Here is a 26,043-nt window from a genome sequence, read left to right as displayed (position 1 = left end):
GAGTTTAACAATGCAGCAGTTACAGAACGTTATTGAAGCCGCTTTCGAGCGCCGCGCAGAAATCACCCCGGCCAATGTCGATACCGTGACCCGTGAAGCTGTCAACCAGGTTATCGCCCTGCTTGACTCCGGCGCGCTGCGTGTGGCAGAAAAAATCGACGGTCAGTGGGTCACCCACCAGTGGCTGAAAAAAGCGGTTCTGCTCTCTTTCCGCATTAACGATAACCAGGTTATCGACGGTGCGGAGAGCCGCTACTTCGATAAAGTGCCGATGAAGTTCGCTGATTACGACGAAGCGCGTTTCCAGAAAGAGGGTTTCCGCGTAGTGCCGCCTGCGGCAGTGCGTCAGGGCGCCTATATCGCTCGTAACACGGTATTGATGCCTTCCTATGTCAACATCGGCGCTTACGTTGATGAAGGCTCAATGGTAGATACGTGGGCAACCGTCGGCTCCTGCGCGCAGATCGGTAAAAACGTTCACCTCTCCGGCGGCGTAGGTATCGGCGGCGTACTGGAACCACTGCAGGCAAATCCGACTATTATTGAAGATAACTGTTTCATCGGCGCGCGCTCCGAAGTGGTTGAAGGCGTGATCGTTGAAGAGGGTTCGGTTATCTCGATGGGTGTTTATATTGGTCAAAGCACCCGTATTTACGACCGCGAAACGGGCGAAGTGCATTATGGCCGCGTACCGGCAGGCTCAGTGGTGGTGTCCGGCAACCTGCCGTCGAAAGATGGTAAATACAGCCTCTACTGTGCGGTTATCGTGAAAAAAGTGGATGCGAAAACCCGCGGCAAAGTCGGCATCAACGAACTGCTGCGCACCATCGACTAAGCCTTTTCCCTCTCCCCGTGCGGGAGAGGGTGATATAGCCCGCCTTTTTTGCATACGTCAGTGGCGAAAATAGATTTTTTCGTTAATTATTCATAGGTTATGTTGAGCTTAAGGGTCCGCTATGTACGACAATCTTAAAAGTTTAGGCATTACCAATCCCGATGAAATCGATCGCTATAGCCTCCGCCAGGAAGCGAATAACGACATCCTTAAAATCTATTTTCATAAAGACCGGGGCGAGTTCTTCGCCAAGAGCGTCAAGTTCAAATATCCGCGTCAGCGCAAAACCGTGGTCGCCGATGGCGTAGGCCAGGGTTATAAAGAGGTGCAGGAGATCAGCCCTAACCTGCGTTACGTGATTGATGAACTGGATCAGATCTGCCAGCGCGATCGCACTGAAGTGGATTTGAAGCGTAAGATCCTTGACGATCTGCGCCATCTCGAAAGCGTTGTGACCAACAAGATCAGTGAAATCGAATCGGATCTTGAGAAGTTGACGCGCGGGAAATAAGTTTTATCACCGCCATCTGGCCTGTTAAGCCTGATGGCGACTTTGCCCCGTTACTGATCCATCCCAAACCGGCACGATCGCGTAGGCCGGATAAGCGCAGCGCCATCCGGCAAAAAAGCAGCGCCCAGGCTAAATAAGCGCCTCACCTGTATCAAACCGGCACGATCGCGTAGGCCAGATAAGCGCTCACCCATATCAAACCGGCACAAAAACCGCCATCAATGCTGCTCATCCAGCTGCAACGCCACATAGAGCAGCAGCCTGTCGTCAAAATTCCCCAGGTCCAGCCCGGTCAGCTCCGAGATACGATTCAGGCGATACTCCAGCGTATTACGGTGGATAAACAGCGCCTTCGACGTCGCCAGCGGCTGCACATTGTGCCGAAACCACGCCGTCAGCGTGCGGCGCAGCAAACCATTATTATCCATCGCCTTCAGCCGCGTTAACGGGCGCGCCAGCTCGTTGGCCTGCCAGCCGCCGCGCAGGCTGTCGAGCAGCACCGGCAGCATCAAATCCTGATAGAAGTAGCTGCGGCTCTCCGGCATCCGCTGTTTGCCTACCATCATGGTGGTACGCGCCGTGCGGTAGGAGCGCGCAATGCTGCCAGGCCCGGTAAAGTAGTTGCCCAGCGCGACGCGAAAACGCAGTTGCCCATTCTCTTTCATCCGCGTAATCAGCTGCTCAACCCGCTTGCGGTGATCTTCTGCATCCCAGCGGCCAAACGGGTTCAGCGCCGGCTTTAGCACCACCATTTCGGTCAGGGAGACGATGGCGATAAGATTATTGCGCTCCGGCGTGGTGAGGGCGTTTTGTAGCTGCTGAAGTTCCGCCATTGCGCTGTCGACGCCCAGCTGCCCGCTATCAACCTCCACCACCGCCACCACGCGCGGCTGATTAAGATCGATACCTAAACGCTGCGCCCATTCGGTCAGCGCTGGCGTGTGCTCTTCTGCCTGAATCAGGTTCATCACCAGCTCTTCACGCAGGCGGCTATCCTGCGCCAGCAGATGCATCAGCCGGGACTGCTCCAGCATCATCTCCGCCGTCATACAGACCAGCTCGCCATATTTACGTAACGTTTCGGGTTCACCGGTCAGGCCGATAACGCCGACAATCTCCCCTTCGAGGCGCAGTGGCAGGTTGATGCCCTGGCGCACGCCATGCAGATGGCGCGCCACCGCATCGTCGATATCGACCACGCGCCCCTGTGAAAGCACCAGCAGCGCGCCTTCGTGCAATTCACCAATGCGCTCGCGATCGCCGCTACCAATAATCCGCCCGCGCGCATCCATCACGTTGATGTTTGTATCGATGATACGCATGGTACGCGCCACGATATCCTGTGCCATTTTGGTATCAAGATGCCAGCCAGCCATGTAACCCTCCCCGGTGCAGAGGCCAAGCATATGGCAGAAAATTGACCCGCGCATTGTGCGGATGCACAAAGCGGCAGTGAGAAGTGTGGAGTTGTGGAAGGCTTCACAAAAAGGGCGGGAAGCCCCTCTTCCCCGCAGCCGAGAAGAGGGGTGTACAGAGGATTACTGCATCAGCAGGTAGATTGAGGTATCGCCACGCTGGATGTTCAGCGCCAGCACTGACGGTTTGCTGTCGAGAACTTTGCGCAGTTCAGCAATGTTTTTCACCGGCTGCTGGTTCGCGCCGAGGATCACATCGCCTTTTTTCAGGCCGATTTGCGCCGCCGGGCTATTCGGTTTCACCGCATTCACCACTACGCCGCCATCTTTGCCTTTGTTGCTCATCTCCGCCCCTTCAATACCGCTGAAGATGGTGCTGGATTCAACCTGGTTCTGGCTGCTCTGCTGCAGCTCAAGGGTTACGTTGACCGGTTTGCCATCGCGCAGCATTCCCAGCGTAACTTTGCTGCCAATCGGCATTGAGCCGACTTCCGCGCGCAGCGCCGCAAAGCTGCTGATCGGTTTGCCGTTGAGCGTGGTAATCACGTCGCCCGCCTTGACGCCCGCTTTCGCAGCGGCAGAGTTCGGCATCACCTGGCTGACAAACGCCCCGCGCTGGGCGTCGACTTTCATCGCTTTCGCCAATTCAGAGTTCAGCTCGGTGCCCATAATCCCCAATTCGCCACGGCGCACCTGACCGTACTGCACCATCTGGCTGGTGAGGTTTTTCACCATATTACTCGGGATAGCAAAGCCGATACCGATGTTGCCACCGTCCGGTGCGAGGATAGCGGTGTTAATCCCAATCAGCTCGCCGTTGAGGTTAACCAGCGCGCCGCCGGAGTTACCGCGGTTAATAGCGGCATCGGTCTGAATAAAGTTTTCATAGTTTTCCGCGTTCAGGCCGCTTCGGCCGAGCGCCGAGACAATCCCGGAGGTAACGGTTTCGCCAAGACCAAACGGGTTACCAATCGCCACCGTGTAGTCGCCGACGCGCAGCGCATCGGAGTCCGCAAGCTTAATGGCGGTGAGGTTTTTTGGATCCTGAATCTGGATCAGCGCGATATCGGAGCGCGGATCTTTGCCCACCACTTTGGCGTCAAATTTACGCCCGTCGCTGAGCTGCACTTTGATGGTGCTGGCATTGTCGACCACGTGGTTGTTGGTAACAACATAGCCTTTCGCGGCGTCAATGATTACGCCGGAGCCCAGCGCCATAAATTTCTGCTGCTGGCCGCCACCCTGCCCATCCGGTGCACCGCCGCCCTGGCAGAAGGGAGAGCTCTGGAACGGTGAACCGTCCTGGCAGAAGGGTGAGTTATCACCAAAGAATTGCTGGAAGTTGCGCGGCATACGCGGTGTGTTCACCGTGGTGCTGCCTTCAACGTTAATGCTCACGACTGACGGCATCACCTTTTCCAGCATCGGTGCGAGGCTAGGCATCTGCTGCGATGTTGCGGTGGTTGACGAGGCTGTTTCTGCTGCCGTCGCAGACAGAGGAGACAGCGCAAAACTTAAACTTAAAGCCAGTGCACTCATTGCTAACGTCGTTTTTTTCATCTCTCTCAATCTCTTTTCTGATTAACGCGAACTGCTGTGTATGTGTCACTCAGAGTCGATTTATAGCGTGAAGTTCAGGCCTTAAGCCTCTGGAAAAAGTAAAAAAATATTGTCGTTCTTTACAATTCAGCGGGATTATTCCACCGCCATTAAACGACGATATTCATCCCATGAATAAAGATCCGTCATTCCGCTAATATAGTCCTGAATTAATCGACAACGGTGATAATACTCCAGCACCGAATAGGCTTCGTCATCAGGCGATAATTTGCTTACCGCTTCGACGTAGGCTAACCGGTGGCGCGTCGACAGTTTCTGGAACAGGCGCGATTCAATCGGAAAACGGCGCAGACGCTCTTTTTCCACCAGCTCGGTAAAGTCCGCCAGTGATAATTGCAACAAAGGTCGATAAATTTCCAGCAGCCCACTGATAACGCGGTAGCCCTGTAATTCCAGCTGCTCCACATCGGGGTGGCTGAATACCTGTTTAATGGCGACGTTTTTATATAATTCAAGCAGCTGGCTGAAGCTGCTGTCATCTTCCAGCAGCGCGTGGTTGAATTCGCCGCTGAAGATTTGCGGCAGGTTGTCAATAAAGCGCTGGGCGGCATAGGGCACCAGCTTATTAAGCGTGTTGACGCGCAAATACATAAAGAATTGATCTTCGGCGCTGCGGCTCATCGAATTCGCGCGCGATTTGTCCCACGCATTTTCGACAACCTGAGCAAACAGCGATCCCTTTTCATGCTCACCCCACGCCTCGTAAAGATGCTGATAGAGCTGCTCGGCGGAAAATATACGCTTCTCAACCGCATCTTCGAGATCGGCCACGCAATAGGAGATGTCATCCGCGGCTTCCATTATCCAGGTCAATGGAAAGCGGCTATAGGTATCGAGGTTTAACTCTTTACGCAGCCGCTCAACGTACGCCTCTTCCGAGAAATAGTAGCCGGGCTTTTTCATTAAATAGCTGTGGGAGGCGGGCGGATCACCGACCCACCACGCCGGGCGGGTATATTTTAAAATACAGCCGACCTGCGCCCAGGTCAGGTTCATGCGCATCAGGGTATGCACCATACGAATACCCTGCGCGTTCCCTTCGAAGTGGCTCAAATCGTGGCGCACTTTACTGCGCAGCGCGTTGAGCGTTCCCTCCCCTTTACGCAGGCGCAGGGCCATCACTTCACAGCGATCGTCACCAAGCGGCTCGCCGAGGGCATCATCCGGAGCCAGGCGCTGGCGGAACCAGTCATTAATCGCCGCTTCACCAAAGTGGCCGAACGGCGGGTTGCCGATATCGTGCATCAGGCAGGCCATCTCGACGATGCTCTCAAACGGCCCGGTTAACTCATCCAGCCCATACTTCTCCAGCAGGCGCTGCTCTTTCAGCCGGCTTAAAATCTCTTTGGCGATATAGCGCCCGACCTGCTGAACTTCCATAGAGTGCGTTAAACGGGTGCGAACCGCCGCGTTACGCTCAAGAGGAAAGACCTGGGTTTTCTGCTGCAAACGCCGGATGGCGGCGGAGTTGATGATACGTCCGCGATCGCTTTCAAAGATCCGCAGGATCTCATGTTCGGTTTTCACGCCCTGCGGCGAGCGATACCGGCGATGCCAGTTGATCTTGTTGCGAAAATCGATGTCGTCCATTTCCTCTCCTCTACGCAGGCGCACGGGGTGTCATGCAATTGTGTATGCCATGATAGACTATGCCCTGTAAACCTATTCCTGCCTTATCACATTAGCGAGTATCTCCATGAAAATTGGCATCATTGGTGCAATGGAAGAAGAAGTTACGCTGTTGCGTGACAAAATCGAAAACCGTCAGACGCTGAATATTGGCGGAAGCGAAATTTACACCGGTACGCTGAATGGCACAGACGTGGCCCTGCTCAAGTCCGGCATTGGCAAAGTTGCCGCCGCGATGGGCGCCACCCTGCTGCTGGAGCACTGCAAGCCGGATGTGATTATCAATACCGGCTCCGCAGGCGGCCTGGCGCCAACCCTGAAAGTGGGCGATATCGTGGTCTCTGATGAAGCGCGTTATCACGATGCCGACGTCACCGCCTTTGGCTATGAGTATGGCCAGCTGCCGGGCTGCCCGGCGGGCTTTAAAGCCGATGAGAAGCTGGTGCTGGCGGCAGAAGCCTGCATCGGTGAGCTGAACCTGAACGCGGTGCGCGGGCTGATTGTCAGCGGCGATGCGTTCATCAACGGTTCTGTTGGCCTGGCAAAAATTCGCCACAACTTCCCGCAGGCAGTTGCCGTTGAGATGGAAGCGACCGCTATCGCTCACGTTTGCCACAACTTTGGCGTGCCGTTTGTGGTGGTTCGCGCCATCTCCGACGTGGCGGACCAGCAGTCTCACCTGAGCTTTGATGAGTTCCTGGTGGTGGCGGCAAAACAGTCCAGCCTGATGGTTGAAACCCTGGTGCAGAAACTGGCACGTGGGTAATCCCCTTTTCAGGGCGCTCGCCGCCCTGCTTCTATTTCTGCCGGCGTGGCTCTTCGCTGCGCCGCGCGTTATTTCGCTCTCTCCGGCCAATACTGAACTGGCTTTTGCCGCCGGTATCACGCCCGTCGCCGTCAGCAGTTACTCCGACTATCCCCCCGCCGCCGCGCAGATTGAGCAGATTGCCAGCTGGCAAGGGATAAACCTCGAACGCATCCTCGCCCTGAAGCCCGATGTGGTGCTGGCCTGGCGCGGAGGCAACCCGGAGCGTCAGGTCGATCAGCTGAAAAAGTTTGGCATTCGCGTGATATGGATCGATGCCGTCTCCATTGAAGAGGTCGCGCAGACGCTGCGCCATCTCGCCCCTTACAGCCCGCAGCCCGCGCAGGCTGAGCAGGCGGCGCAACAGTTAATGAGCGCGTATGAGACGTTAAAATCCCGCTACGCAGCAGAGCCGAAAAAACGCGTCTTTATGCAGTTCGGCACGCAGCCGCTCTTTACCAGCGGGAAAGGATCGATTCAACACCAGGTAGTGGAGCTATGTGGCGGCGAGAATATCTTTGCCGAAAGCCGTGTGCCCTGGCCGCAGGTGAGCCGTGAACAGGTGCTGGCGCGCCATCCGCAAGCAATTATCCTCGCGGGTGAAGAGAAGGCGCAAACGCGCGTCAAAGCGTTCTGGGGCGATCAGCTGAATGTGCCGATTATTTCTCTGCATGATGACTGGTTTGAACGGGCGAGCCCGCGTATTATCCTCGCCGCTCAACAACTCTGTTCTGCCCTTGCGCAGGTGAAATAACCGGGGAATGAACCATGCTGGTCTACTGGCTGGATATTATCGGCACCGCCGTTTTTGCCATCTCAGGCGTTCTGCTTGCCGGAAAGTTGCGGATGGACCCTTTTGGCGTGCTGGTGCTGGGCGTGGTGACGGCGGTCGGCGGCGGTACCATTCGCGATATGGCACTGGCGCACGGGCCGGTCTTTTGGGTGAAAGATCCCACCGATCTGGTGGTGGCGATGGTCACCTGCATGTTAACCATTATTTTAGTGCGCCAGCCGCGCCGCTTGCCGAAGTGGATATTGCCGGTGCTGGATGCGGTTGGTCTGGCGGTGTTTGTCGGCATTGGCGTCAATAAAGCGTTTCTTGCCGGCACCGGGCCGCTGGTGGCGATCTGTATGGGCGTGGTGACGGGCGTTGGCGGCGGCATTATTCGTGATGTGCTGGCGCGTGAAATACCGATGATCCTGCGCACGGAAATTTACGCCACGGCCTGTATTGCGGGTGGCATCGTCCATGCTACGGCGTTCTATGTTTTTGCCGTGCCGCTGGAGTCAGCGAGTATGGTGGGAATGGTCGTCACACTGGTGATTCGCCTGGCGGCGATCCGCTGGCACCTGAAGCTGCCAACCTTTGCGCTGGATGAAGCGGGACGTTAAAAAGCGGAGTAAATGCCGGTATTACCCGGCATTTCACGTAATCAGATGCTGAACGACGAACCGCAGCCGCAGGTGCTGGTCGCGTTCGGGTTAGTCACCACGAAGCGGGAACCTTCCAGACCTTCGGTGTAATCCACCGAACCACCCACCAGATATTGCAGGCTCATCGGGTCAACCACCAGGCCAACGCCCTGCTTCTCAATGGTCATATCGCCGTCGTTAATCTGATCGTCAAAGGTAAAACCGTACTGGAAGCCGCTGCAACCACCACCGGTGATGTAGACACGCAGTTTCAGATTAGGGTTCTCTTCGTCCGCGATCAGGCTTTTTACTTTATTGGCTGCTGCGTCGGTAAACTGCAGCGGCAGCGCTACGTCATCACTCATGTCTTGCTCCCGTTAATACGTCGACCTGGGCAAATATTGACCCGATCATGGCGGCTATTATCCATTAGGGTAGTCAATCGTTCAAGTATTCTCCCGCGGCAGCGCACGCTCAGCGGCGGCCTCCTGCCTGGCAAGTGTACGTGCCAGGATGGCGGAATAGAGCGGTTTACCGCCCAAAAACTGGGCTAACAGTGTCGCACCAAGGCAGGTAATGATCATTGGCAAAATAAGCTGATAATTGTCAGTCATTTCCAAAACTAGCACAATTCCGGTCAACGGCGCGCGCAGCGACGCGGCAAGTAACGCCCCCATTCCGGCGACGGCAAAGGTCGCTGCATCGAGCTGATAATGGGGAAAAATCGCCATGCTCGCCGCGCCGAAGGCCATGCCAAGCACCGTGCCTAACGACAGCATCGGCGCAAAAATCCCGCCCGGCGCACCGGAGCTAAAGCAGAGCAGCGTCATCGCCACGCGGATCAGAAAAATAAACAGCAGCGCGCTGAGGCCATAATTCCCGGCAGAGGCGATAGGGATTAGCGCAAAACCGCCGCCGGAGAGCGCGGGAGCCATCAGGCCGAGCACGCCGCAGGTTCCGCCAATCAGGCCGCCAATCAGCACCCACTTTCCGGTCTTCCCGCCGTGCAGCCGCTGAAACAGATCCTGGGTCCGCAGCACCAGCGTGTTAAACAGCGGGCCGATACAGCCAAACACCATTCCCAGCAGCAGATAGAGCCACAGGGTGTTCACCGGCGCATTACTCAACTTACCGACATCGATGACCGCCGCTTCGCCGTTGAACAGGCGAAAGACGATGCTCGACATAATCACGCCGGTAAAGACGGCTTTGATGGAGATAAGGTTGTAGTGAAACTGCGAGCGCATCTCCTCAATGATAAAGAGAATGCCCGCCAGCGGGGCGTTAAAGGCCGCAGATAGCCCCGCCGCCGCGCCGGTTGCCAGCAGAGTGTGGCGCGCTTCGCCGCTGCGCAGACGAAAGAGATCGCACACCATCCGCCCGACGTTACCGCCAATCTGCACCGTTGGCCCTTCGCGCCCGAGCACCATGCCAGCGCCCAGCGTGCCCATGCCGCCGAAAAACTTCACCGGCAGTACGCGCCACCAGCGCACCGGGCGCAGATCTTCCAGCGCGCCTTCGATCTCCGGAATACCGGAGCCGCCCGCTTCCGGCGCGAAGCGGCGCACCAAAAAGTAGCCAATCATCGCCAGCAGCGCCGAGGTGATAAAGGCCAGCGGCCAGACGACAGCGCTGTTCGCCACCTGCGCCAGCGCGCCAATGCGCAGGTTGATCACCGCGTTAACCGCTTTTTCGAAGGCGACGCCCACCAGCCCGGTAAGCGTTCCCGCTACGGCCGCCACCACGAGGATCGCCAGCGGCGTTTTATCACGTTGCAGCATGCGGCGCAGAATATCTCTGCGTCGGCGTCGTTCAACCTGCTGCTGTTCAAATGAGGGAGTGTTTTCTGACATCGGCTCTGATACGTCATACAAAAGGAGTATTGTAGCCACCCGTTGCCGCCGCGTCGCGGGCAAAATCCCTGCAAAATATGTCGTTCTTCCCGGCAAAACTTTCATCCGCTTCCGGTAATCACATAGAATGAGCGGCAACGATTTTTTCCAGCAACCAGGAATGAAAGCATGAGTAAGTCTGAAAACCTCTTTAATACAGCGCGACAGCTTATCCCTGGCGGGGTCAATTCACCGGTACGCGCCTTCACCGGCGTTGGCGGTACGCCGCTGTTTATCGAGCGGGCTGACGGAGCTTATCTGTACGATGCCGATGGCAAAGCCTATATCGACTACGTCGGCTCCTGGGGACCGATGGTGCTGGGCCACAACCACCCGGCGATCCGCAATGCGGTGATTGAAGCGGCCAGCCGCGGGCTGAGCTTCGGCGCGCCGACCGAGATGGAAGTGAAAATGGCGGAGCTGGTGACCGAACTGGTTCCGACCATGGATATGGTGCGTATGGTTAACTCCGGCACCGAAGCGACGATGAGCGCCATCCGCCTTGCGCGCGGTTTTACCCATCGCGACAAAATCATCAAATTCGAAGGCTGCTACCACGGTCACGCCGACTGCCTGCTGGTGAAAGCGGGCTCCGGCGCGTTAACCCTCGGTCAGCCGAACTCACCCGGTGTACCGGCGGATTTCGCTAAGCACACCCTCACCTGCACCTATAACGATCTCGACTCGGTGCGCGCGGCGTTCGAGCAGTATCCGCAGGATATCGCCTGTATCATCGTTGAGCCGGTCGCAGGCAACATGAACTGCGTACCGCCGCTGCCGGAGTTCCTGCCGGGCCTGCGTGCGCTGTGCGACGAGTTTGGCGCGCTGCTGATTATCGATGAAGTGATGACCGGTTTCCGCGTCGCGCTGGCGGGTGCGCAGGCTTACTACGATGTGGTGCCGGATCTGACCTGTCTTGGCAAAATCATCGGCGGCGGGATGCCGGTAGGCGCCTTCGGCGGTCGCCGCGACGTGATGGAAGCGCTGGCACCGACCGGGCCGGTTTACCAGGCGGGCACGCTGTCCGGTAACCCGATTGCGATGGCCGCGGGCTTCGCCTGTCTGAACGAAGTGGCGCAGCCGGGCATTCACTCTACCCTGACCGATCTGACGACTCGCCTGGCGGAAGGTTTGCTGAACGCCGCGCAGGAAGCGGGCATTGGGCTGGTGGTTAACCATGTCGGCGGGATGTTTGGTCTCTTCTTTACCGATGCGCAGAGCGTGACGAGCTATCAGGATGTGGTGAAGTGCGATGTTGAGCGCTTTAAACGCTTCTTCCACCTGATGCTGGAGGAAGGGGTTTACCTGGCACCGTCCGCGTTTGAAGCGGGCTTTATGTCCGTTGCCCACAGCGTTGAGGATATCGATAACACCATCGACGCCGCGAAGCGCGCCTTCGCGAAGCTGTAATGCCCTGCTGATATCGGGGAAATGCCGGATGGCGCTGCGCTTATCCGGCCTACAAAACCACCGTGCTGCCGTCGGGAATTGCCGGATGGCGCTCACGCTTATCCGTCCTACAAAATCATCGTGCTCCCATCGGGAAATGCCGGATGGTGCTACGCTTATCCGGCCTACTAAATCGTGTTCTCAGCCTTCGTAGGCCCGGTAAGCGTTAGCGCCACCGGGCATTTTTTTAGCGGCTCTGCTTTCTCAGCAGATAGATAAAGTACGGCGCGCCGATAAAGGTCGAGAGCAGCCCCGCCGGGATCTGGAACGGAAACAGCACCATCCGCCCGCACCAGTCGGCAAACACCAGCAACACGCCACCCACCAGCGCCGAAATAACCATATGCGGCATCGTGCGGCGAAAGCCCATCATGCGCGCAATATGCGGTGCCATCAGCCCGACAAAGCTGAGCGGCCCGATGGTCATCGTCGCCGCCGCCGTCAGCGCGGCCGCCAGCAGCAGCAGCACGACACGCGACGAGGTCAATGCCATCCCTACCGAGCGCGCACTCTCCCCACCGAGCGGCAGGATCATCAGCCAGCGGCGGCACAACGGGGTCAACGCCAGCAGCACCACCATCACCACCGCGCTGCGCACCACCAGCTCACCAGAAGCGTTATAAGTACTGCCGGAGATCCAGGTCAGGATCGTCGCCATGCGCGGATCGCCGCTCGCCTGCAACATCATCAACAGCATGGTAAAGGCGGTACTGAGTGCCATCCCCGCTAGCAGCATGCGGTGTGGCGAAAAGCCGCCGCGCCCGGCGGCGAGCATAATGATCAATAGCGTTGCCGCTGCGCCCAGACTCCCAGCGGGCAGCAGCCAGCCAAAGGCGTTGCCCGGCACAAAGAAGAGCATCAACACCACGCCAAACGCCGCGCCGGAGCTGATGCCCAGCACTTCCGGGCTGGCCATCGGATTACCAGTCAGGCGCTGGATAATGCACCCGGCGACCGCCAGCATCATCCCGGCGGTCAGCGCAGCAATAATGCGCGGCCAGCGCCAGGGCAGCAGTTGATCCAGCAGCGTACCGCTGGCCCACTGCCAGCCGTGCGCGTCGCGGCCAAAACTGAGCGCCGCCCACATCGCCAGCAGCAGTAACAGCACGCCGCCCAGCGCAAACCACATCACATGCCCGCGCTCGGGGCGAACCTTATCGCCACCATCCATTGCCGGGGCGCTCATACTGCGCAGACGCGGCAGCAGCCAGAGCAGCAGCGGTGCGCCAATCAGCGCCGTCATCGATCCGGTGGAGACCTCCATCCAGACGCGCGTCAGCCAGAGGATCACCTGATCGGAGAGCCAGAGGATCAGCGCGCCAATCAGCGGGGCCAGCATCAGACGCGTCAGCAGACGCCGTGCGCCGAGCATCTTCGCCAACAGCGGCGCGAAGAGGCCGATAAACCCGATAATGCCAACCGCGTTAACCAGCAGCGCACTGAGTGCAATCGCCAGCGTTAACGCCGCCAGCCGCGCCAGCGACAGCGCCAGCCCGAGGTTGCGCGCCACGCCATCATCCAGCCCCATTAAGGTCAGCGGACGCAGCAGCAGCAGCGTTAACACCGTGCCGCCAAGCAGCTGCGGCCAGAGACGCTGCACCACGCTCCAGTCGGTCTGCGTTAGCGTGCCGGTGCTCCACAAAAACATGCTTTGCAGCTGATCGTGGTGAAACAGTGCCAAAAGCTGGTTGATCGCCCCGCAGTAGAGGCTCACCACCAGGCCCGCAAGAATCAGGGTCACCGGGGAGAGCCGTTTTCCCCACGCCACGCCAAACACCAGCGCGCCGACGGCGCAGGCACCGAGCAGCGCCGCAAACTGCGATGCCATTACGCCCGGGATCGCCCACAACGTGGTGATAGTGATGCCAAGCTGCGCGCCGGTCGCCACGCCAAGCGTGGTCGGCTCCGCCAGCGGGTTACGCAACACCTGCTGGAACAGCACGCCCACCAGCCCAAGCCCGGCACCGACCAGCAGCGAGATCGCCAGGCGCGGCAGCAAGCTGTAGTGAAACAGCATCTGATCGATACGATCGATATTCGGCGTAAACAGCGCCTGTCCCCACTGGGCGCGCGGCAGCGCAAGGGTGAGGTTGTACCAGGTTAACCCGGCCGCCAGGATAAACAGCACCGCCAGCAGCAGCGCCGATGAGAGGGAGAAGCGACGGATCATGCCCGGCCTCCCAGCGCGTTATCCAGCACGCGGGTGAAGTGCATGGCGGAGAGCGTCGCGCCATAGAACCAGACCGCCGGCACGCGCTGAAAACGCCCCTGGCGCACAAACGGCATCGCCTGCCAGAGCGGTGTCGCCATCACTTTTTGCATATCCTGCTCGTTGTTGTGATCAAAGCAGATCACATCCGCGTCTTTATAGGCGGCAAGCCGATCGATGCCGACCGCCACGCTGCCCCAGAAGGTCTGCTCGCCCTGCCAGGCGTTACGAATGCCGAAGTCATCGAGCACTTCCTGAAACAGGCAGTTGGCACCAAATACCAGCACATGGCGCGGATCGAGCAATGTAATCATCAGCAGCGGGCGATCGCCGCGCCGGGCAAAGCGCGGCTTTGTGGCGCTCATCAGCGCATCGAACTGCGCGAGATGCTGTTTCGCCTGCACTTCTTTGTTGAGCAACTGTGCCATCTCATTCAGCGAGCGTCGGGCCATTGCCAGCGGCTTTTTGCCGTCGCTGAAGGTAAACCCGCGCCCCGGCGCAATGGTCGCCAGCTTCGCTTCAGAGGGGCCATAGCCCGCCGACCAGACCAGCAGCGATGGCTTCATCTGCGTCAGCAGTTCGAGGTTCGGTTCGGTGCGCAGGCCAACATCAATGACCGACGACGGCAGCGACGGTTCGTTGACCCAGGTGTTGTAATTCTGCACATCGGCGACGCCATAGGGCATCACGCCCAGCGCCAGCAGCAGCTCGACCGGCAGCCACTCAAGAGCGACGACGCGCTGCGGATCGACGCTGGCAGCCTTCGCATTTCGCATCTGCCAGAGCAGCGGCGAGAGCGCCATGGCCGTCAGTAAACGCCGACGGCTGATTTCAGGAATAGCGGCCATCAGTAGACAAAGCTCACGGGCGCGGCACCGGCCGGGTGTGGCAGGATCCCCATCGGGATACCGTAGATCTGCTCCAGCGTTTCGGCGCGCATTAACGCCTCTGGCGCGCCTTCGGCGATCATCTCGCCGCCGCGCAGCGCCACCAGATAGTCACAGTAGCGTGCCGCCATATTGATATCGTGCAGCACGGCAATCACCGTCAAGCCACGCTGCTGGCTTAAGCGGTGCACCAGCGCCAGCACATCGACCTGATGGGCAATATCGAGCGCGGAGGTCGGCTCATCAAGCAACAGGCAGCGGCTATCCTGCGCCACCAGCATGGCAATCCACGCACGCTGGCGTTCGCCACCGGAGAGGCTGTCCACCAGCCGGTGCGCCAGCGGTTTTAAACCGACCAGCGCAATCGCCTCCTCCACTTTCTCCCGGTCAGCCACGCCAAAACGCCCCAGTGCCCCGTGCCACGGATACCGCCCAATCGCCACCAGTTCGCGCACGGTCATCCCTTCCGCCTGCGGCAACTGCTGCGGCAGATAGGCAACTTTGCGGGCGAAGGATTTGCTGCTCCAGCTCTCCAGCGGCTGCCCGTCGAGCAGAATATCGCCCTCAGAGGGCGCCTGATGGCGGCCAAGCATCTTCAGCAGCGTCGATTTACCCGAGCCGTTATGACCAATCAGGCCGGTCACTTTCCCGCTCGGGAAGGTCAACGACAGCGGATGCAGCAGCGTGCGTCCCGGCACGCGAAAGGTGACATCGTTTAGTTGAAAGGTGGTATCGGGAAGCGTTTTGTTTTCCTGCATGGTTGCCAACTTGTCAGAGGGCACGGCGAACCGTGCCCGAAGAGAAAGATTAGAAGCGGAAGGTTGCGGTTGCCGTCACCTGACGTTCAGCGCCCCAGAAGCAGCCGTAGCTGTTAAAGCAGCTGGCGACATACTCACGATCGAACAGGTTATTGACGTGCAGGGCGATATTGGAGCCCGCCATACCCAGGCGCGCCAGGTCGTAACGCACCAGCGCATCAACGACGGTAGCGCTACCGACTTTAAACGAGTTCGCCGGATCGCCGAAGCTTGAGCCGGTGAAGCGCGCGCCGGTGCCCAGCGTCAGGCCGGAGAGCGCGCCATCATAAAAGGTGTAATCTCCCCACAGCGAAGCCATATGTTTTGGCACCTGCGGCGGGGTATTACCTTTCAGTTTGGTATCGGTGGTGTATTCCGCTTGCGTATAGGTATAAGAGCCGACCACATTCAGGTTGGCGGAGAGCGCCGCTTTGGCTTCAAGCTCCACGCCGCGCGAACGCACTTTGCCGCCCTCGACTGACCAGACCGATCCCGCAGGGTCGGCCATCAGGTTGTTGCTCTTGGTCAGCTGATAGAGCGCGCCGGTCAGCACAATCGGCCGATCGCTCGGGCTATATTTCACCCCGGCTTCATACTGCTTGCCTTTCGACGGAGCGAAGATCGCGCCATTCGCACCGGAGGTGGACGACGGTTCGAAAGATTCGCTGTAGCTGAAGTATGGCGTGACGCCATTATCAAACAGGTAGTTAACGCCGCCGCGCCAGCTGAACTGGTTATCGTCACGGGTTGTGGTGATGCCAGTCTCGCGGTTAAACGCGCTCTGCTTCGCCCAGTCGTAACGGCCGCCCAGCGTAACCAGCACCTTCTCCCACTGCGCCTGATCCTGCGCATAGAGGCCGGTCTGTTTCTGGCGGTTAAGAATGCGGTAAGCGCCAGACGGGCCAGAGTGGGCAGCGAAATCAAAATCGCCGCGATCGAGGTTATAGATATCCGATGGCGCAACCGATCCCGCATAGCCAAACCATGAGTCGATGTCGTTACGCATACGCATAAAGTCGACGCCGGTCAGCAGCGTATGGTCGATAGATCCGGTGGCAAAGGTGCTCTGCAACTGCGTATCGACCGAGAAGTTCTGCAACTTCTCGTTATCAATCACATACTGGCGCGTCAGGTAGTGGTTCCACTGCGACGGCGCGATACTGGCACAGGGGCTTTTTTTTGCATCGGCGGTATAGAGCGGATCAGAGCACATACCGTAGCCATAGACGCTGTTTTGCGAAGTTTTGTTCTCGGCGTAGCGCAGGTTCTGGCGCACGGTAAAGGTATCGTCGAAGGCGTGCTCAAAGCTGTAACCGACCATCTTCTGGTTACGGGAGTAAGTGTTGTTCTTTGCGCCTTCATTGAAGCTGGTCGGCAGGCGTTTGCCGTTCGGCAGCGGTTCAACGGTCCCCTCTTTCGGCAACCAGCCGTAGTAGCCGGTGTCGGGCTCATTCTGGAAATAGGAGAGGAAGGTGAAGTTGGTTTTATCATCCGGCCGCCAGCTAAAGGAGGGGGCGATGGTATAACGCTGCTCTTTTTTCCCGTCCTGCTGCGCATTAGCAGAGCGCGCCAGTCCGGTCAGGCGATAGGAGTAAACACCGTCGTCATCCAGCGCGTCGCTGAAATCAAACCCGGTCTGAAACAGGCTATTGGTGCCGGCTTTAAACTGAATTTCATGCAGCGGCGTGGTGGTCGGGCGCTTGCTGACCATATTCATCAGGCCGCCGGGGCTGCTTTTTCCGTAGAGCACGGAGGTTGGCCCGCGCAGCAACTCAACGCGTTCCAGCATATAGGGATCGATCACCGCGTCGTTATAGAAGTTGCCCTGCAACTTCAGGCCGTCGAGGTAGTTATTCTGGCTTTGGTTATCAGCGGCAAAACCGCGGATGATCAGCTGATCGTAAGTATTGGACGCCCCACGCGTGCCCACGCTGACGCCCGGCGTGTAGCTCAGGGCCTCTTTCGCCGATTTCGGCTGGTGAAGCGCGATCTCTTCCGCGGTGACGACAGAAATGGACTGCGGCGTTTTTTCCAGCGGCATATCCGTTTTTGTCGCGGTCGCGGTATGTTTCGCCGCGATAGTCGCCGCCGGCCCCCACGCATTCTCTTGCGGCGCGGCGGTGGTGACGGTGATGGTTTCTTCTTTTGAGGTGGTGGCAGCCTGTGCATAAACAGACATGCCGCTAACCGCTGTGGCTACTACGACTGCGAGAGTACGCAGCGTAAAAGTGACTGGCTGAGCAGTTGTTGGACGCGCCATGAGTGTATCTCTGATTCAGTAAGTGAACGTTAACGTAAACGAGAATTATTATTATGACCGCAGAATAATATGCGAAGCGCTCAGTGCATAGCAAGCGCAATGCCGCCCGGCGGGGCTTAACAGGAAAGAATTAGTCGCTGAAAAAGCAGGATGTTAATTGCATGAAGAAAGGAATTTAACGCGGCGTTATTTGAATGTATCAGAAAGGACAAAATAAAAACCCCGGTCTGCTGAACCGGGGTTTTTTATCACTAGTTACTGCCGAACATATCTTTAATCCAGCCTGCTACGCCATCGCTCTTCTGCTCCTGCTGCGGCTGTTGTTGCTGCGGCTGTTGCTGCTGTTGCGGCTGCGTCGACTGATCGAACGGGTTGCCCGTTTGCGGCTGCATCATCTGGCTTTGCTGGCACAGCGCGTCCGGATTGGTGGTCCAGACCGGCAGCTGACGTACGCCACCGCCGCCGCAGATAAAGTTACCCATATCATCAACGCCGATGTTGGTGATGTCCTCCGGCGGCGTCAGATCCAGCGGGATCGGCGACTGGTTTTGCAGATAACGCTGGTAAATCGCCATCGCGCCGCTGGCACCATACAGCTTGGTCGGCTGGTTATTATCGCGGCCAACCCAGGTGATGGTCACTTCACGCCCGTCGATGCCGGCAAACCAGGTATCAACGTTATTGTTGGTGGTACCGGTTTTCCCTGCAAGGTGCAGGCCCGGATACTTCGCGCCAAGCTGGCGACCCGTTCCGCGCTGAACCACCTGCTGCATGGTCCACAGCGTCATGTAGGCTGCCTGAGCAGGCACCACACGTTCCGCCTGCGGGTAGCTCTGATAGAGCACCGTGCCATCTTCAGCAATCACCGAACGCAGCGCGGAAAGCTGAGCGCGGTTACCGCCGCTGGCGATGGTCTGGAAGGCCTGCGCCACTTCAATCGGCGTCAGGTTGAGCGCACCCAGCAGCATTGACGGCATGCCGTTCAACTGATTTTTCGGCGCACCGAGTTTCTCCCAGGTATCCGTTACCGCCGGTAAGCCTACCGCAATGCCGAGGTTAACGGTCGGCACGTTCATCGAGCGCGTCAGCGCATCCACCAGCATCACCTGACCGCTGAAGCGGCGATCATCGTTCTGCGGCGACCACACCTGGCCGTTGGAGAGGCGCAGCGAAATCGGCGCATCCGCAATCCAGGTGTTCAGGCGATAGGTATTTGGCTGGCTCAGCGCCGTCAGGTAGGTTGCCGGTTTTGCCAGCGAGCCGATAGAGCGACGCGCCTGCATGGCACGGTTATAACCGGCAAACTGCGGTGTCGCACCGCCCACCATCGCGCGAACTTCACCGGTGTAGCGATCGACCACCACCATCGCGGTTTCCAGATCCGACAGCTTGCGCTGTTTGATCAGCAGCGGAATGCCCTCCACCGCCGCTTTTTCGGCAGCATCCTGCGCCACCGAGTCAAAGGTGGTGAAGATCTTCACGCCGGAGAGATCTTTAACTTTATCGCCAAGTTTGCTCTGCAGCTCCTGGCGCACCATCTGCATAAAGGCTGGCTGAGGTGAGATCACCCCACCACGCGGCTGCACGCCGAGCGGACGCGCGCTGAGCATGTCATACAGCTCCTGGTCAATCACGCTCTGCTGTTGCAGCAGGCGTAGCACCAGGTTACGACGCTCAAGGGCCAGTTTCGGGTTACGCCACGGGTTATAAATCGACGCCCCTTTTACCATTCCCACCAGCAGCGCCTGCTGATCGAGGCTCAGCTCTTCAACCGGACGGCCAAAGTAGTAGAGGCTCGCCAGCGGGAAACCGCGGATTTCGTTATCGCCGCTCTGACCGAGGTAGACCTCGTTCATATAGAGCTCAAGGATGCGATCCTTGCTGTAGCGGGCATCCATGATCAGCGCCATATAGGCTTCGTTGGCTTTACGCCAGTAGGAGCGCTCGCTGCTCAGGAAGAGGTTTTTCACCAGCTGCTGGGTCAGCGTACTCGCCCCCTGCACCGTGCGGCCTGCGGTAAGGTTCGCCAGCACCGCACGGCCAATGGAGTAGAAGCTGATGCCGTCATGCTCGTAGAAGTGGCGGTCTTCCGTCGCCAACAGCGTGTCGACCAGCAGATCCGGGAAACCGTTACGCGCGACAAACAGGCGCTGCTCGCCGTTCGGCGAAGAGAGCATGGTGATCAGGCGCGGATCGAGACGGAAGAAACCGAACTGGCGGTTGCTGTCCATATTCTCAATCGTCTCCAGGCGATCGCCGTCAAAGGTCAGACGCGCGCGCACCTGGCCCTCTTTGCTGTCCGGGAAATCAAACGGACGACGGATCATCTCGATGCTTTTCGCCTGCACGGTGAACTCACCGGGGCGCGTCATCTTGGTCACTTCGCGGTACTGCGTCGCTTCCAGCAGCTTGACCATCTCATTTTTGCTGATGGCCATATCCGGCTCGAGGTTGACCATACGGCCATAGACGGCGGCAGGCAGCTGCCACACTTTACCGTCGATGCGCGCGCGGATTTTCTGATCCAGATAGACGCCGTAAATGGCAAACAGCACTGCGCAAACAATGAAAATTTTCAGCAGCAGCCAGAACCAGCCGCGTTTACCGCGGGGCTTTTTGCCTCTGCCTCTTCCCTTTTTCGGCACTGCGTTTTCCTCTTCATCATCGTATTCGTCATACTCTTCATCACGAACGCGACGACGACTGATTTTCTCTTTTGCCGGGCGCGCAGGTTTCCCCTTGCGTCCAATTGGCTCGCGGTCATTCCCCGCCATGCTTTACTCTCCGCAACGTTCAGGCGCAAGGGCCCGATTCTCAGCTCTTCGGCCCACAGGCAGAAGAAGAACTCTCTCAATTTATACCACTGCTGAATGACGCTATACGCATCAGCACTATGAATACTTTTTCGTTCGCCGCGTCGGCGCGGTGTTCGCCGGATCGTCCGGCCAGACATGTTTGGGGTAGCGCCCCTTCATCTCTTTTTGCACCTCGCGGTAGGTTCCGGCCCAGAACGCGCCTAAATCGCGCGTAATTTGCAGCGGCCGCTGGGCAGGCGAAAGCAGCTCCAGCACCAGCGCCACGCGCCCCTGCGCAATCGTCGGCGTGGTGGCTTCACCGAACATCTCCTGCATCCGCACCGCCAGCGCAGGCGGATTATCTTCATGATATCGGATGGCTATCCGGCTTCCGGTCGGCACAGTGTAATGCCCAGGCAGCTCACTATCCAGCCGTTGACGCAACGACCACGGCAGCGCCTGCTGCAACGCCTGCCCCACGTCGAGAGACTGCAAATCGCGCAGGGAACGAATGCCGCCCATTTGCGGCAGCAGCCACGCCTCAAGGGTGTCGAGCAGCGAGGCGTCATCAACGGCGGGCCAGTCAAACTCCGGTAGCCACTTCGCGGCGCAGAGTAAGCGTAAACGATACTGCGCCGCTTCGCTTGTCCAGTTCAGCACCCGCAGCCCCTTTTCGCGAATACCGTTTAGCATCGCCTGGTGCAGCTCCTCCTCAGAGGGCTTCGCCAGCGGCTGTGCGCTCAGCGTCAGTTGCCCAATTTGCCGACGACGAAATGCTTTCAGGGTGCCGAGCGTTTCATCCCACTCGACGCTGTCAGACTGGGTAATCAGTTGCGGGCATTGGGCAACAAGCGCGTCGATATCCAGCGGCAGCGCCAATAATATACGCGCATCCGGCGACTGGCTCCCCTGCAACAGCAATGGCGCGAGCAGCCATTCGTGACGGTTTAGCGCATCATCAGCATCCAGCGTTGCACCTAAACCGTTCGCCAGCTGGTAGCGCCCCTGCTGGCCGCGTCGGCGCGCGATACGATCGGCAAACGCACAGGCGAGAAGCGGTGCCAGCGCGTTGTTATCCGGCTCGCCTCTGCTGCTCTTCAGCCTGCGTGCCAGCTGGCGCGCGCGCTGTTGCCAGTTCCCCTGCTGGCGCGAGAAGGCAGCGCTCAAATCAGAATTACCGCCGCGCGGCGGCTCTTCGAGGATCGCTGCAAGCTTCGCCGCGGTGGCAATCTCATCATCGCCCTGCGCGCTCGAAAGCATCGCCGCCAGACGCGGATCGTTGCCGAGCGCCGCCATTTTCATGCCAAACGGCGTTAAACGCCCCTCTTCCAGCGCGCGCAGTTGCGTCAGCAGCCTGCGCGCCGCCGCCAGGTTAGCCTCAGGCGGCAGATCCAGCCAGCTAAGCTGGGCAGCATCCTGGCAGCCCCACTGCAATAACTCCATCAACAGACCGGAGAGATCGCTATTAACGATCTCCGGGTTGCTCTGCGCCGCCGCGCGCTCCGCCTGCTCTTTGGCAATCAGATGCAGGCAGATGCCCGGCTCCAGACGCCCGGCGCGTCCGGCGCGCTGGGTCATCGACGCCACGCTGATGCGCTGGGTAATCAGCCGCGTTAAGCCGCTGCGGGCATCAAAACGGGCAACGCGCTCCTGGGCGCTGTCCACCACCAGCCGGATCCCTTCAATGGTCAAGCTGGTTTCGGCAATATTGGTCGCCAGCACCACTTTTCGCTTGCCGGCGGGCGCAGGCAGAATCGCTTTACGCTGTTCGCTTAACGGCAGCGCGCCATACAGGGGGCAGAGCAGCACATCGCTGCCAACGCGCGACGCCAGTTGCTCCTGCACGCGCTGAATTTCGCCGACGCCTGGCAAAAAGAGCAGCAGCGAACCCGGTTCGTTGCGCAGTAGCTCAGCCGTGGCCTGCGCCACCGCCTCATCAAAACGTTGATGAGCGGGCAGCGACTGGTAGCGCTGTTCAACCGGGAAAGTACGCCCTTCGGAGACGATCACCGGCGCATCCGGCAACAGCGAGTGTAGACGCTCATTATCCAGCGTCGCGGACATAATCAGGAGTTTCAGATCCTCCCGCAGTCCCTGCTGCACATCAAGCAGCAGCGCCAGCGCCAGATCGGCCTGTAGACTTCGCTCGTGGAACTCGTCGAGGATCACCAGCCCGATGCCATTAAGCTCCGGATCGTTTTGGATCAGGCGAGTGAGGATCCCTTCAGTGACCACTTCAAGGCGGGTATTTGGGCCGACGCAGGTGTCGGCGCGCATGCGGTAACCCACGGTGTCGCCGGGTTGCTCATTGAGAAGCTCCGCCAGCCGCTGCGCAACGTTGCGCGCCGCCAGACGTCGCGGCTCCAGCAGCAAAATTTTCCCTTCAACTACATTATCTTGCAGCAGTTGCAGCGGCAGCCAGGTCGATTTACCGGCCCCGGTCGGGGCGCTCAGCAGCACCTGTGGCGCATTTTTCAGCGCAGAGAGAAGATCGGGCAGAACGGCGGCAACCGGCAGTAAGGACACAAACGCTCCAGGGGTTAACAGAAGAGGAGCGGCAGTATACCATCCCCACATATTCTTGACCTCGAGCACACTATGCCCGCATCAAAAAGGCTCTTTTTTGCCATCGAACTGCCCGCCGAACTCCAGCCCCAACTGGTGCAGTGGCGCGCGCAGCACTTCGCGCCGGAAGCGGGACGGCCAATTGCCGCCGCCAATTTGCATCTGACGCTGGCCTTTCTGGGCGATATCAGCGCCGAAAAACAGAAGGCGCTGGAGACGCTGGCCGGGCGCATTCGCCAGCCGGGCTTTACGTTGACGCTGGATGATGCCGGGCAGTGGCTGCGCTCGCGCGTGGTGTGGCTCGGTTCACGCCAGCCGCCGCGCGGATTACTGCAACTGGCAGATATGCTGCGCGCGCAGGCAGCACGCAGCGGCTGCTATCAAAGCCCGCAGCCTTTTCACCCACACATCACGCTGCTGCGCGACGCCAGCCACGCGGTTTCGCTCCCACCGCCGGGTTTTCGCTGGTCTTTTGCGGTCACAGAGTTTGCGCTCTACGAGTCGCAGTTTCTCAACGGGCGTACCCGTTACACCGCCCTGAAGCGCTGGTCCCTTAGCGGGGAGTAATCATTTCGGCGCGCCCTGAGCCACGAACATATTAAGGAAGAGATATGGAATTCACCCCGCCGTTACAATCCGCCACGCTTGTGACGCGCTATAAACGCTTTCTGGCGGATGTGGTGACGCCCGAAGGCGAAACCCTGACGCTGCACTGCCCCAATACCGGCGCGATGACCGGTTGCGCGACGCCTGGCGATCGGGTCTGGTATTCCACCTCAACAAATCTGAAGCGCAAATATGCCCACACCTGGGAATTAACTGAAACGCAACAGGGCGCATTTATTTGCGTGAATACGCAGCGGGCAAATATGTTAACGAAAGAGGCGATTATCGCCGACCGCCTGCCTGAGTTAACGGGATATAGCGAGCTGAAAAGCGAAGTGAAATATGGTGCGGAGCGCAGCAGAATTGATTTTCTGTTACAGGCGGAGGATCGCCGCAACTGCTATATTGAAGTGAAATCGGTCACGCTCGCCGAGCAGCAGTCAGGCTATTTCCCGGATGCGGTCACACTGCGCGGGCAGAAGCATTTACGGGAGTTGATGAGCGTTGCGGCCAATGGTGACCGTGCGGTGATCTTGTTTGCCATTCTGCACTCCGCCGTTGAACATTTCGCACCCGCGCGCCATATTGATGGGGAATACGCACGATTATTGAGTGAAGCGCAACAAAATGGGGTGGAAGTTATTGCTTATAAAGCGGAACTTTCTGCCGATAATATGAGTCTTAGCTTGCCGCTACCGTTCTCGCTTTAAGGCAAGCGCCTGACGAATAAGTGATTTGGTCGCGTGCGCAAATACGCTTTTCTTCACAGGGTTGTCAAGTGTTACGTATGGATATTTGCCATCCGTAAAAGCATCTGCTATTTATAGCGGCCTGATTTTTCCCCCATACGGGGATCGATAGTGCGTGTTAAGGAGAAGCAACATGCAAGAAGGGCAAAACCGTAAAACATCGTCCCTGAGTATTCTCGCCATCGCTGGGGTGGAGCCGTATCAAGAGAAGCCGGGCGAAGAGTATATGAACGAAGCCCAGCTGGCGCACTTCAAGCGGATTCTTGAAGCATGGCGCAATCAACTTAGGGATGAAGTCGATCGCACCGTTACGCACATGCAGGACGAAGCGGCTAACTTCCCGGACCCGGTTGACCGTGCTGCTCAGGAAGAGGAGTTCAGCCTTGAACTGCGTAACCGCGATCGCGAGCGTAAGCTGATTAAGAAGATCGAAAAAACGCTGAAAAAAGTAGAAGACGAAGATTTCGGTTTCTGCGAATCCTGCGGCGTTGAAATTGGTATCCGTCGTCTGGAAGCGCGTCCGACTGCCGACCTGTGCATCGACTGCAAAACCTTGGCGGAAATCCGCGAAAAACAGATGGCGGGCTAACCCCCGGCATTCCCCAAGACGCCCCGCTGATGCGGGGCGTCTCTTATAAGGCGGCGAACGCGCCCGCCCTGTACTTTTTTGCCTGTCGATATGCCTGAATCACACTATATCGGGCGCTTTGCGCCATCCCCATCCGGTGAACTGCATTTTGGTTCGTTAATTGCCGCCCTCGGCAGCTATCTGCAAGCCCGTGCTCAGCATGGAATCTGGCGCGTGCGGATTGAAGATATCGATCCTCCCCGCGAAGTGCCCGGTGCGGCAGAGACAATTTTGCGCCAGCTGGAACACTACGGCCTGCACTGGGACGGCGAGGTGCTGTGGCAATCGCGGCGACATGAAGCTTACCGGGAAGTGCTGGCGCGGCTGCACCGTGAAGGGCTGAGCTACTTCTGCACCTGCACGCGGGCACGTATTCAAAGCGTGGGCGGTTTCTATGATGGCCACTGCCGCACCCTGAATCATGGCCCGGAAAACGCCGCGGTTCGCCTGCTGCAACGCCAGCCGGTGCTGGAATTTACCGACCGTCTGCGCGGGCGCATCGTTGCCGAAGAGAAACTGGCGCGCGAAGATTTTATTATTCACCGCCGCGATGGATTATTTGCTTATAACCTCGCCGTGGTGGTCGATGACCATTTTCAGGGTGTGACGGAGATCGTGCGCGGCGCGGATCTGATTGCGCCGACGGTGCGGCACCTCTCCCTTTATCAACAATTAGGCTGGCCGGCACCGGAGTATGTTCATTTGCCATTAGCCCTTAATGAACAAGGGGATAAGCTCTCTAAGCAGAACCATGCACCTGCCCTGCCGGAGGGCGATCCGCGTCCTGTGTTGATCCGTGCTTTACAATTTATGAACCAGGATGTAACAAAAGAGTGGCAGGATCTCTCGCTGAAGGATCTGCTGGAAAAGGCGGTGGCGAACTGGTCGCTTTCACGCGTACCTGTAACAGGCGATGCGAATACAGCATTCTCAAATGCTTCGCGCTGAGCTATGATTAGCCGCTATTTTTTTGTCCCG

The 26,043-nt window shown here is 58.4% G+C and carries 21 protein-coding genes; 10 read left to right on the top strand and 11 right to left on the bottom strand.

The window, feature by feature from the left end:
* Window positions 1-10: 10 nt before the first annotated feature.
* The gene (gene dapD, locus IAE50_RS07050; RefSeq protein ID WP_023480482.1) at window positions 11-835 is read left to right on the top strand and encodes a 2,3,4,5-tetrahydropyridine-2,6-dicarboxylate N-succinyltransferase; all 825 of its coding nucleotides are present in this window, start codon (window positions 11-13) and stop codon (window positions 833-835) included.
* Window positions 836-956: 121 nt separating this feature from the next.
* The gene (locus IAE50_RS07045) at window positions 957-1,346 is read left to right on the top strand and encodes a DUF3461 family protein (RefSeq protein WP_023480393.1); all 390 of its coding nucleotides are present in this window, start codon (window positions 957-959) and stop codon (window positions 1,344-1,346) included.
* 218 nt (window positions 1,347-1,564) lie between these two features.
* On the opposite strand, the gene cdaR is transcribed toward IAE50_RS07045, so the two are convergent.
* The 3 genes from cdaR to dgt form a co-directional block, all read right to left on the bottom strand.
* Window positions 1,565-2,722: a DNA-binding transcriptional regulator CdaR gene (cdaR, locus tag IAE50_RS07040; protein WP_023480257.1), complete on the bottom strand. Its 1,158-nt coding sequence runs from the start codon at window positions 2,720-2,722 to the stop codon at window positions 1,565-1,567.
* Between the two features lie 162 nt (window positions 2,723-2,884).
* Window positions 2,885-4,321, bottom strand: a complete 1,437-nt coding sequence (gene degP / locus IAE50_RS07035) for a serine endoprotease DegP (protein ID WP_200579905.1) — start codon at window positions 4,319-4,321, stop codon at window positions 2,885-2,887.
* 135 nt (window positions 4,322-4,456) lie between these two features.
* The gene (dgt, locus tag IAE50_RS07030; protein WP_200579904.1) at window positions 4,457-5,971 is read right to left on the bottom strand and encodes a dGTPase; all 1,515 of its coding nucleotides are present in this window, start codon (window positions 5,969-5,971) and stop codon (window positions 4,457-4,459) included.
* 106 nt (window positions 5,972-6,077) lie between these two features.
* Between dgt and mtnN the strand changes: the two genes are divergently transcribed.
* The 3 genes from mtnN to IAE50_RS07015 are packed head-to-tail and all read left to right on the top strand — an operon-like array spanning window position 6,078 to window position 8,207.
* The gene (mtnN, locus tag IAE50_RS07025) at window positions 6,078-6,776 is read left to right on the top strand and encodes a 5'-methylthioadenosine/S-adenosylhomocysteine nucleosidase (protein WP_042711574.1); all 699 of its coding nucleotides are present in this window, start codon (window positions 6,078-6,080) and stop codon (window positions 6,774-6,776) included.
* Entirely contained in the window at window positions 6,769-7,569 is an 801-nt protein-coding gene (gene btuF / locus IAE50_RS07020; RefSeq protein WP_200579903.1) for a vitamin B12 ABC transporter substrate-binding protein BtuF, read from the top strand. The genes mtnN and btuF overlap by 8 nt, the downstream gene beginning before the upstream one ends.
* A 14-nt stretch (window positions 7,570-7,583) precedes the next feature.
* Entirely contained in the window at window positions 7,584-8,207 is a 624-nt protein-coding gene (locus IAE50_RS07015; protein WP_023480298.1) for a TRIC cation channel family protein, read from the top strand.
* Between the two features lie 41 nt (window positions 8,208-8,248).
* Here the strand turns inward: IAE50_RS07015 and erpA are convergent, their stop codons facing one another.
* Together erpA and clcA are read right to left on the bottom strand one after the other, a co-directional pair.
* On the bottom strand, window positions 8,249-8,593 hold the full coding sequence (erpA, locus tag IAE50_RS07010; protein ID WP_023480429.1) for an iron-sulfur cluster insertion protein ErpA: 345 nt from the start codon (window positions 8,591-8,593) through the stop codon (window positions 8,249-8,251).
* An 81-nt stretch (window positions 8,594-8,674) separates the two neighbouring features.
* Window positions 8,675-10,081 carry a H(+)/Cl(-) exchange transporter ClcA gene (gene clcA / locus IAE50_RS07005; RefSeq protein WP_200579923.1) on the bottom strand — a complete coding sequence of 469 codons (1,407 nt, stop codon included), beginning with the start codon at window positions 10,079-10,081 and terminating at the stop codon, window positions 8,675-8,677.
* A gap of 168 nt (window positions 10,082-10,249) precedes the next feature.
* Between clcA and hemL the strand changes: the two genes are divergently transcribed.
* Window positions 10,250-11,530: a glutamate-1-semialdehyde 2,1-aminomutase gene (gene hemL, locus IAE50_RS07000; RefSeq protein ID WP_042711954.1), complete on the top strand. Its 1,281-nt coding sequence runs from the start codon at window positions 10,250-10,252 to the stop codon at window positions 11,528-11,530.
* A 226-nt stretch (window positions 11,531-11,756) separates the two neighbouring features.
* Here hemL and fhuB read toward each other — a convergent pair whose 3' ends face one another.
* From fhuB to hrpB, 6 genes are all read right to left on the bottom strand, one after another.
* Entirely contained in the window at window positions 11,757-13,739 is a 1,983-nt protein-coding gene (fhuB, locus tag IAE50_RS06995; protein ID WP_200579902.1) for a Fe(3+)-hydroxamate ABC transporter permease FhuB, read from the bottom strand.
* Window positions 13,736-14,626 (bottom strand): Fe(3+)-hydroxamate ABC transporter substrate-binding protein FhuD, encoded by an 891-nt coding sequence (fhuD, locus tag IAE50_RS06990; protein ID WP_200579901.1) that lies wholly within the window; start codon window positions 14,624-14,626, stop codon window positions 13,736-13,738. Before fhuD ends, fhuB begins: the two co-directional genes overlap by 4 nt.
* Window positions 14,626-15,423 carry a Fe3+-hydroxamate ABC transporter ATP-binding protein FhuC gene (gene fhuC / locus IAE50_RS06985; protein ID WP_023480201.1) on the bottom strand — a complete coding sequence of 266 codons (798 nt, stop codon included), beginning with the start codon at window positions 15,421-15,423 and terminating at the stop codon, window positions 14,626-14,628. Before fhuC ends, fhuD begins: the two co-directional genes overlap by 1 nt.
* A 49-nt stretch (window positions 15,424-15,472) precedes the next feature.
* The gene (gene fhuA / locus IAE50_RS06980; RefSeq protein WP_200579900.1) at window positions 15,473-17,722 is read right to left on the bottom strand and encodes a ferrichrome porin FhuA; all 2,250 of its coding nucleotides are present in this window, start codon (window positions 17,720-17,722) and stop codon (window positions 15,473-15,475) included.
* Between the two features lie 251 nt (window positions 17,723-17,973).
* The gene (gene mrcB / locus IAE50_RS06975) at window positions 17,974-20,496 is read right to left on the bottom strand and encodes a bifunctional glycosyl transferase/transpeptidase (RefSeq protein ID WP_200579899.1); all 2,523 of its coding nucleotides are present in this window, start codon (window positions 20,494-20,496) and stop codon (window positions 17,974-17,976) included.
* A gap of 117 nt (window positions 20,497-20,613) precedes the next feature.
* A complete protein-coding gene (gene hrpB / locus IAE50_RS06970; protein ID WP_200579898.1) occupies window positions 20,614-23,043 on the bottom strand; it encodes an ATP-dependent helicase HrpB in 2,430 nt (809 codons plus the stop codon).
* A gap of 72 nt (window positions 23,044-23,115) precedes the next feature.
* Here hrpB and thpR point away from each other — a divergent pair, with 72 nt between their 5' ends.
* From thpR to gluQRS, 4 genes are all read left to right on the top strand, one after another.
* Window positions 23,116-23,649 (top strand): RNA 2',3'-cyclic phosphodiesterase, encoded by a 534-nt coding sequence (gene thpR, locus IAE50_RS06965; protein WP_042714930.1) that lies wholly within the window; start codon window positions 23,116-23,118, stop codon window positions 23,647-23,649.
* Between the two features lie 44 nt (window positions 23,650-23,693).
* Window positions 23,694-24,398, top strand: coding sequence for a DNA/RNA nuclease SfsA (gene sfsA / locus IAE50_RS06960; RefSeq protein ID WP_094419382.1), 705 nt, complete (start codon window positions 23,694-23,696; stop codon window positions 24,396-24,398).
* 172 nt (window positions 24,399-24,570) lie between these two features.
* Window positions 24,571-25,026, top strand: a complete 456-nt coding sequence (dksA, locus tag IAE50_RS06955; RefSeq protein WP_007373199.1) for an RNA polymerase-binding protein DksA — start codon at window positions 24,571-24,573, stop codon at window positions 25,024-25,026.
* A 90-nt stretch (window positions 25,027-25,116) separates the two neighbouring features.
* The gene (gene gluQRS / locus IAE50_RS06950) at window positions 25,117-26,013 is read left to right on the top strand and encodes a tRNA glutamyl-Q(34) synthetase GluQRS (protein ID WP_200579897.1); all 897 of its coding nucleotides are present in this window, start codon (window positions 25,117-25,119) and stop codon (window positions 26,011-26,013) included.
* Window positions 26,014-26,043: the final 30 nt, after the last annotated feature.

Source organism: Kosakonia sp. S42, from assembly GCF_016624785.1.
Classification (GTDB): Bacteria; Pseudomonadota; Gammaproteobacteria; order Enterobacterales; family Enterobacteriaceae; genus Kosakonia; species Kosakonia cowanii.
This window is presented reverse-complemented; position numbering and strand designations above follow the sequence as displayed.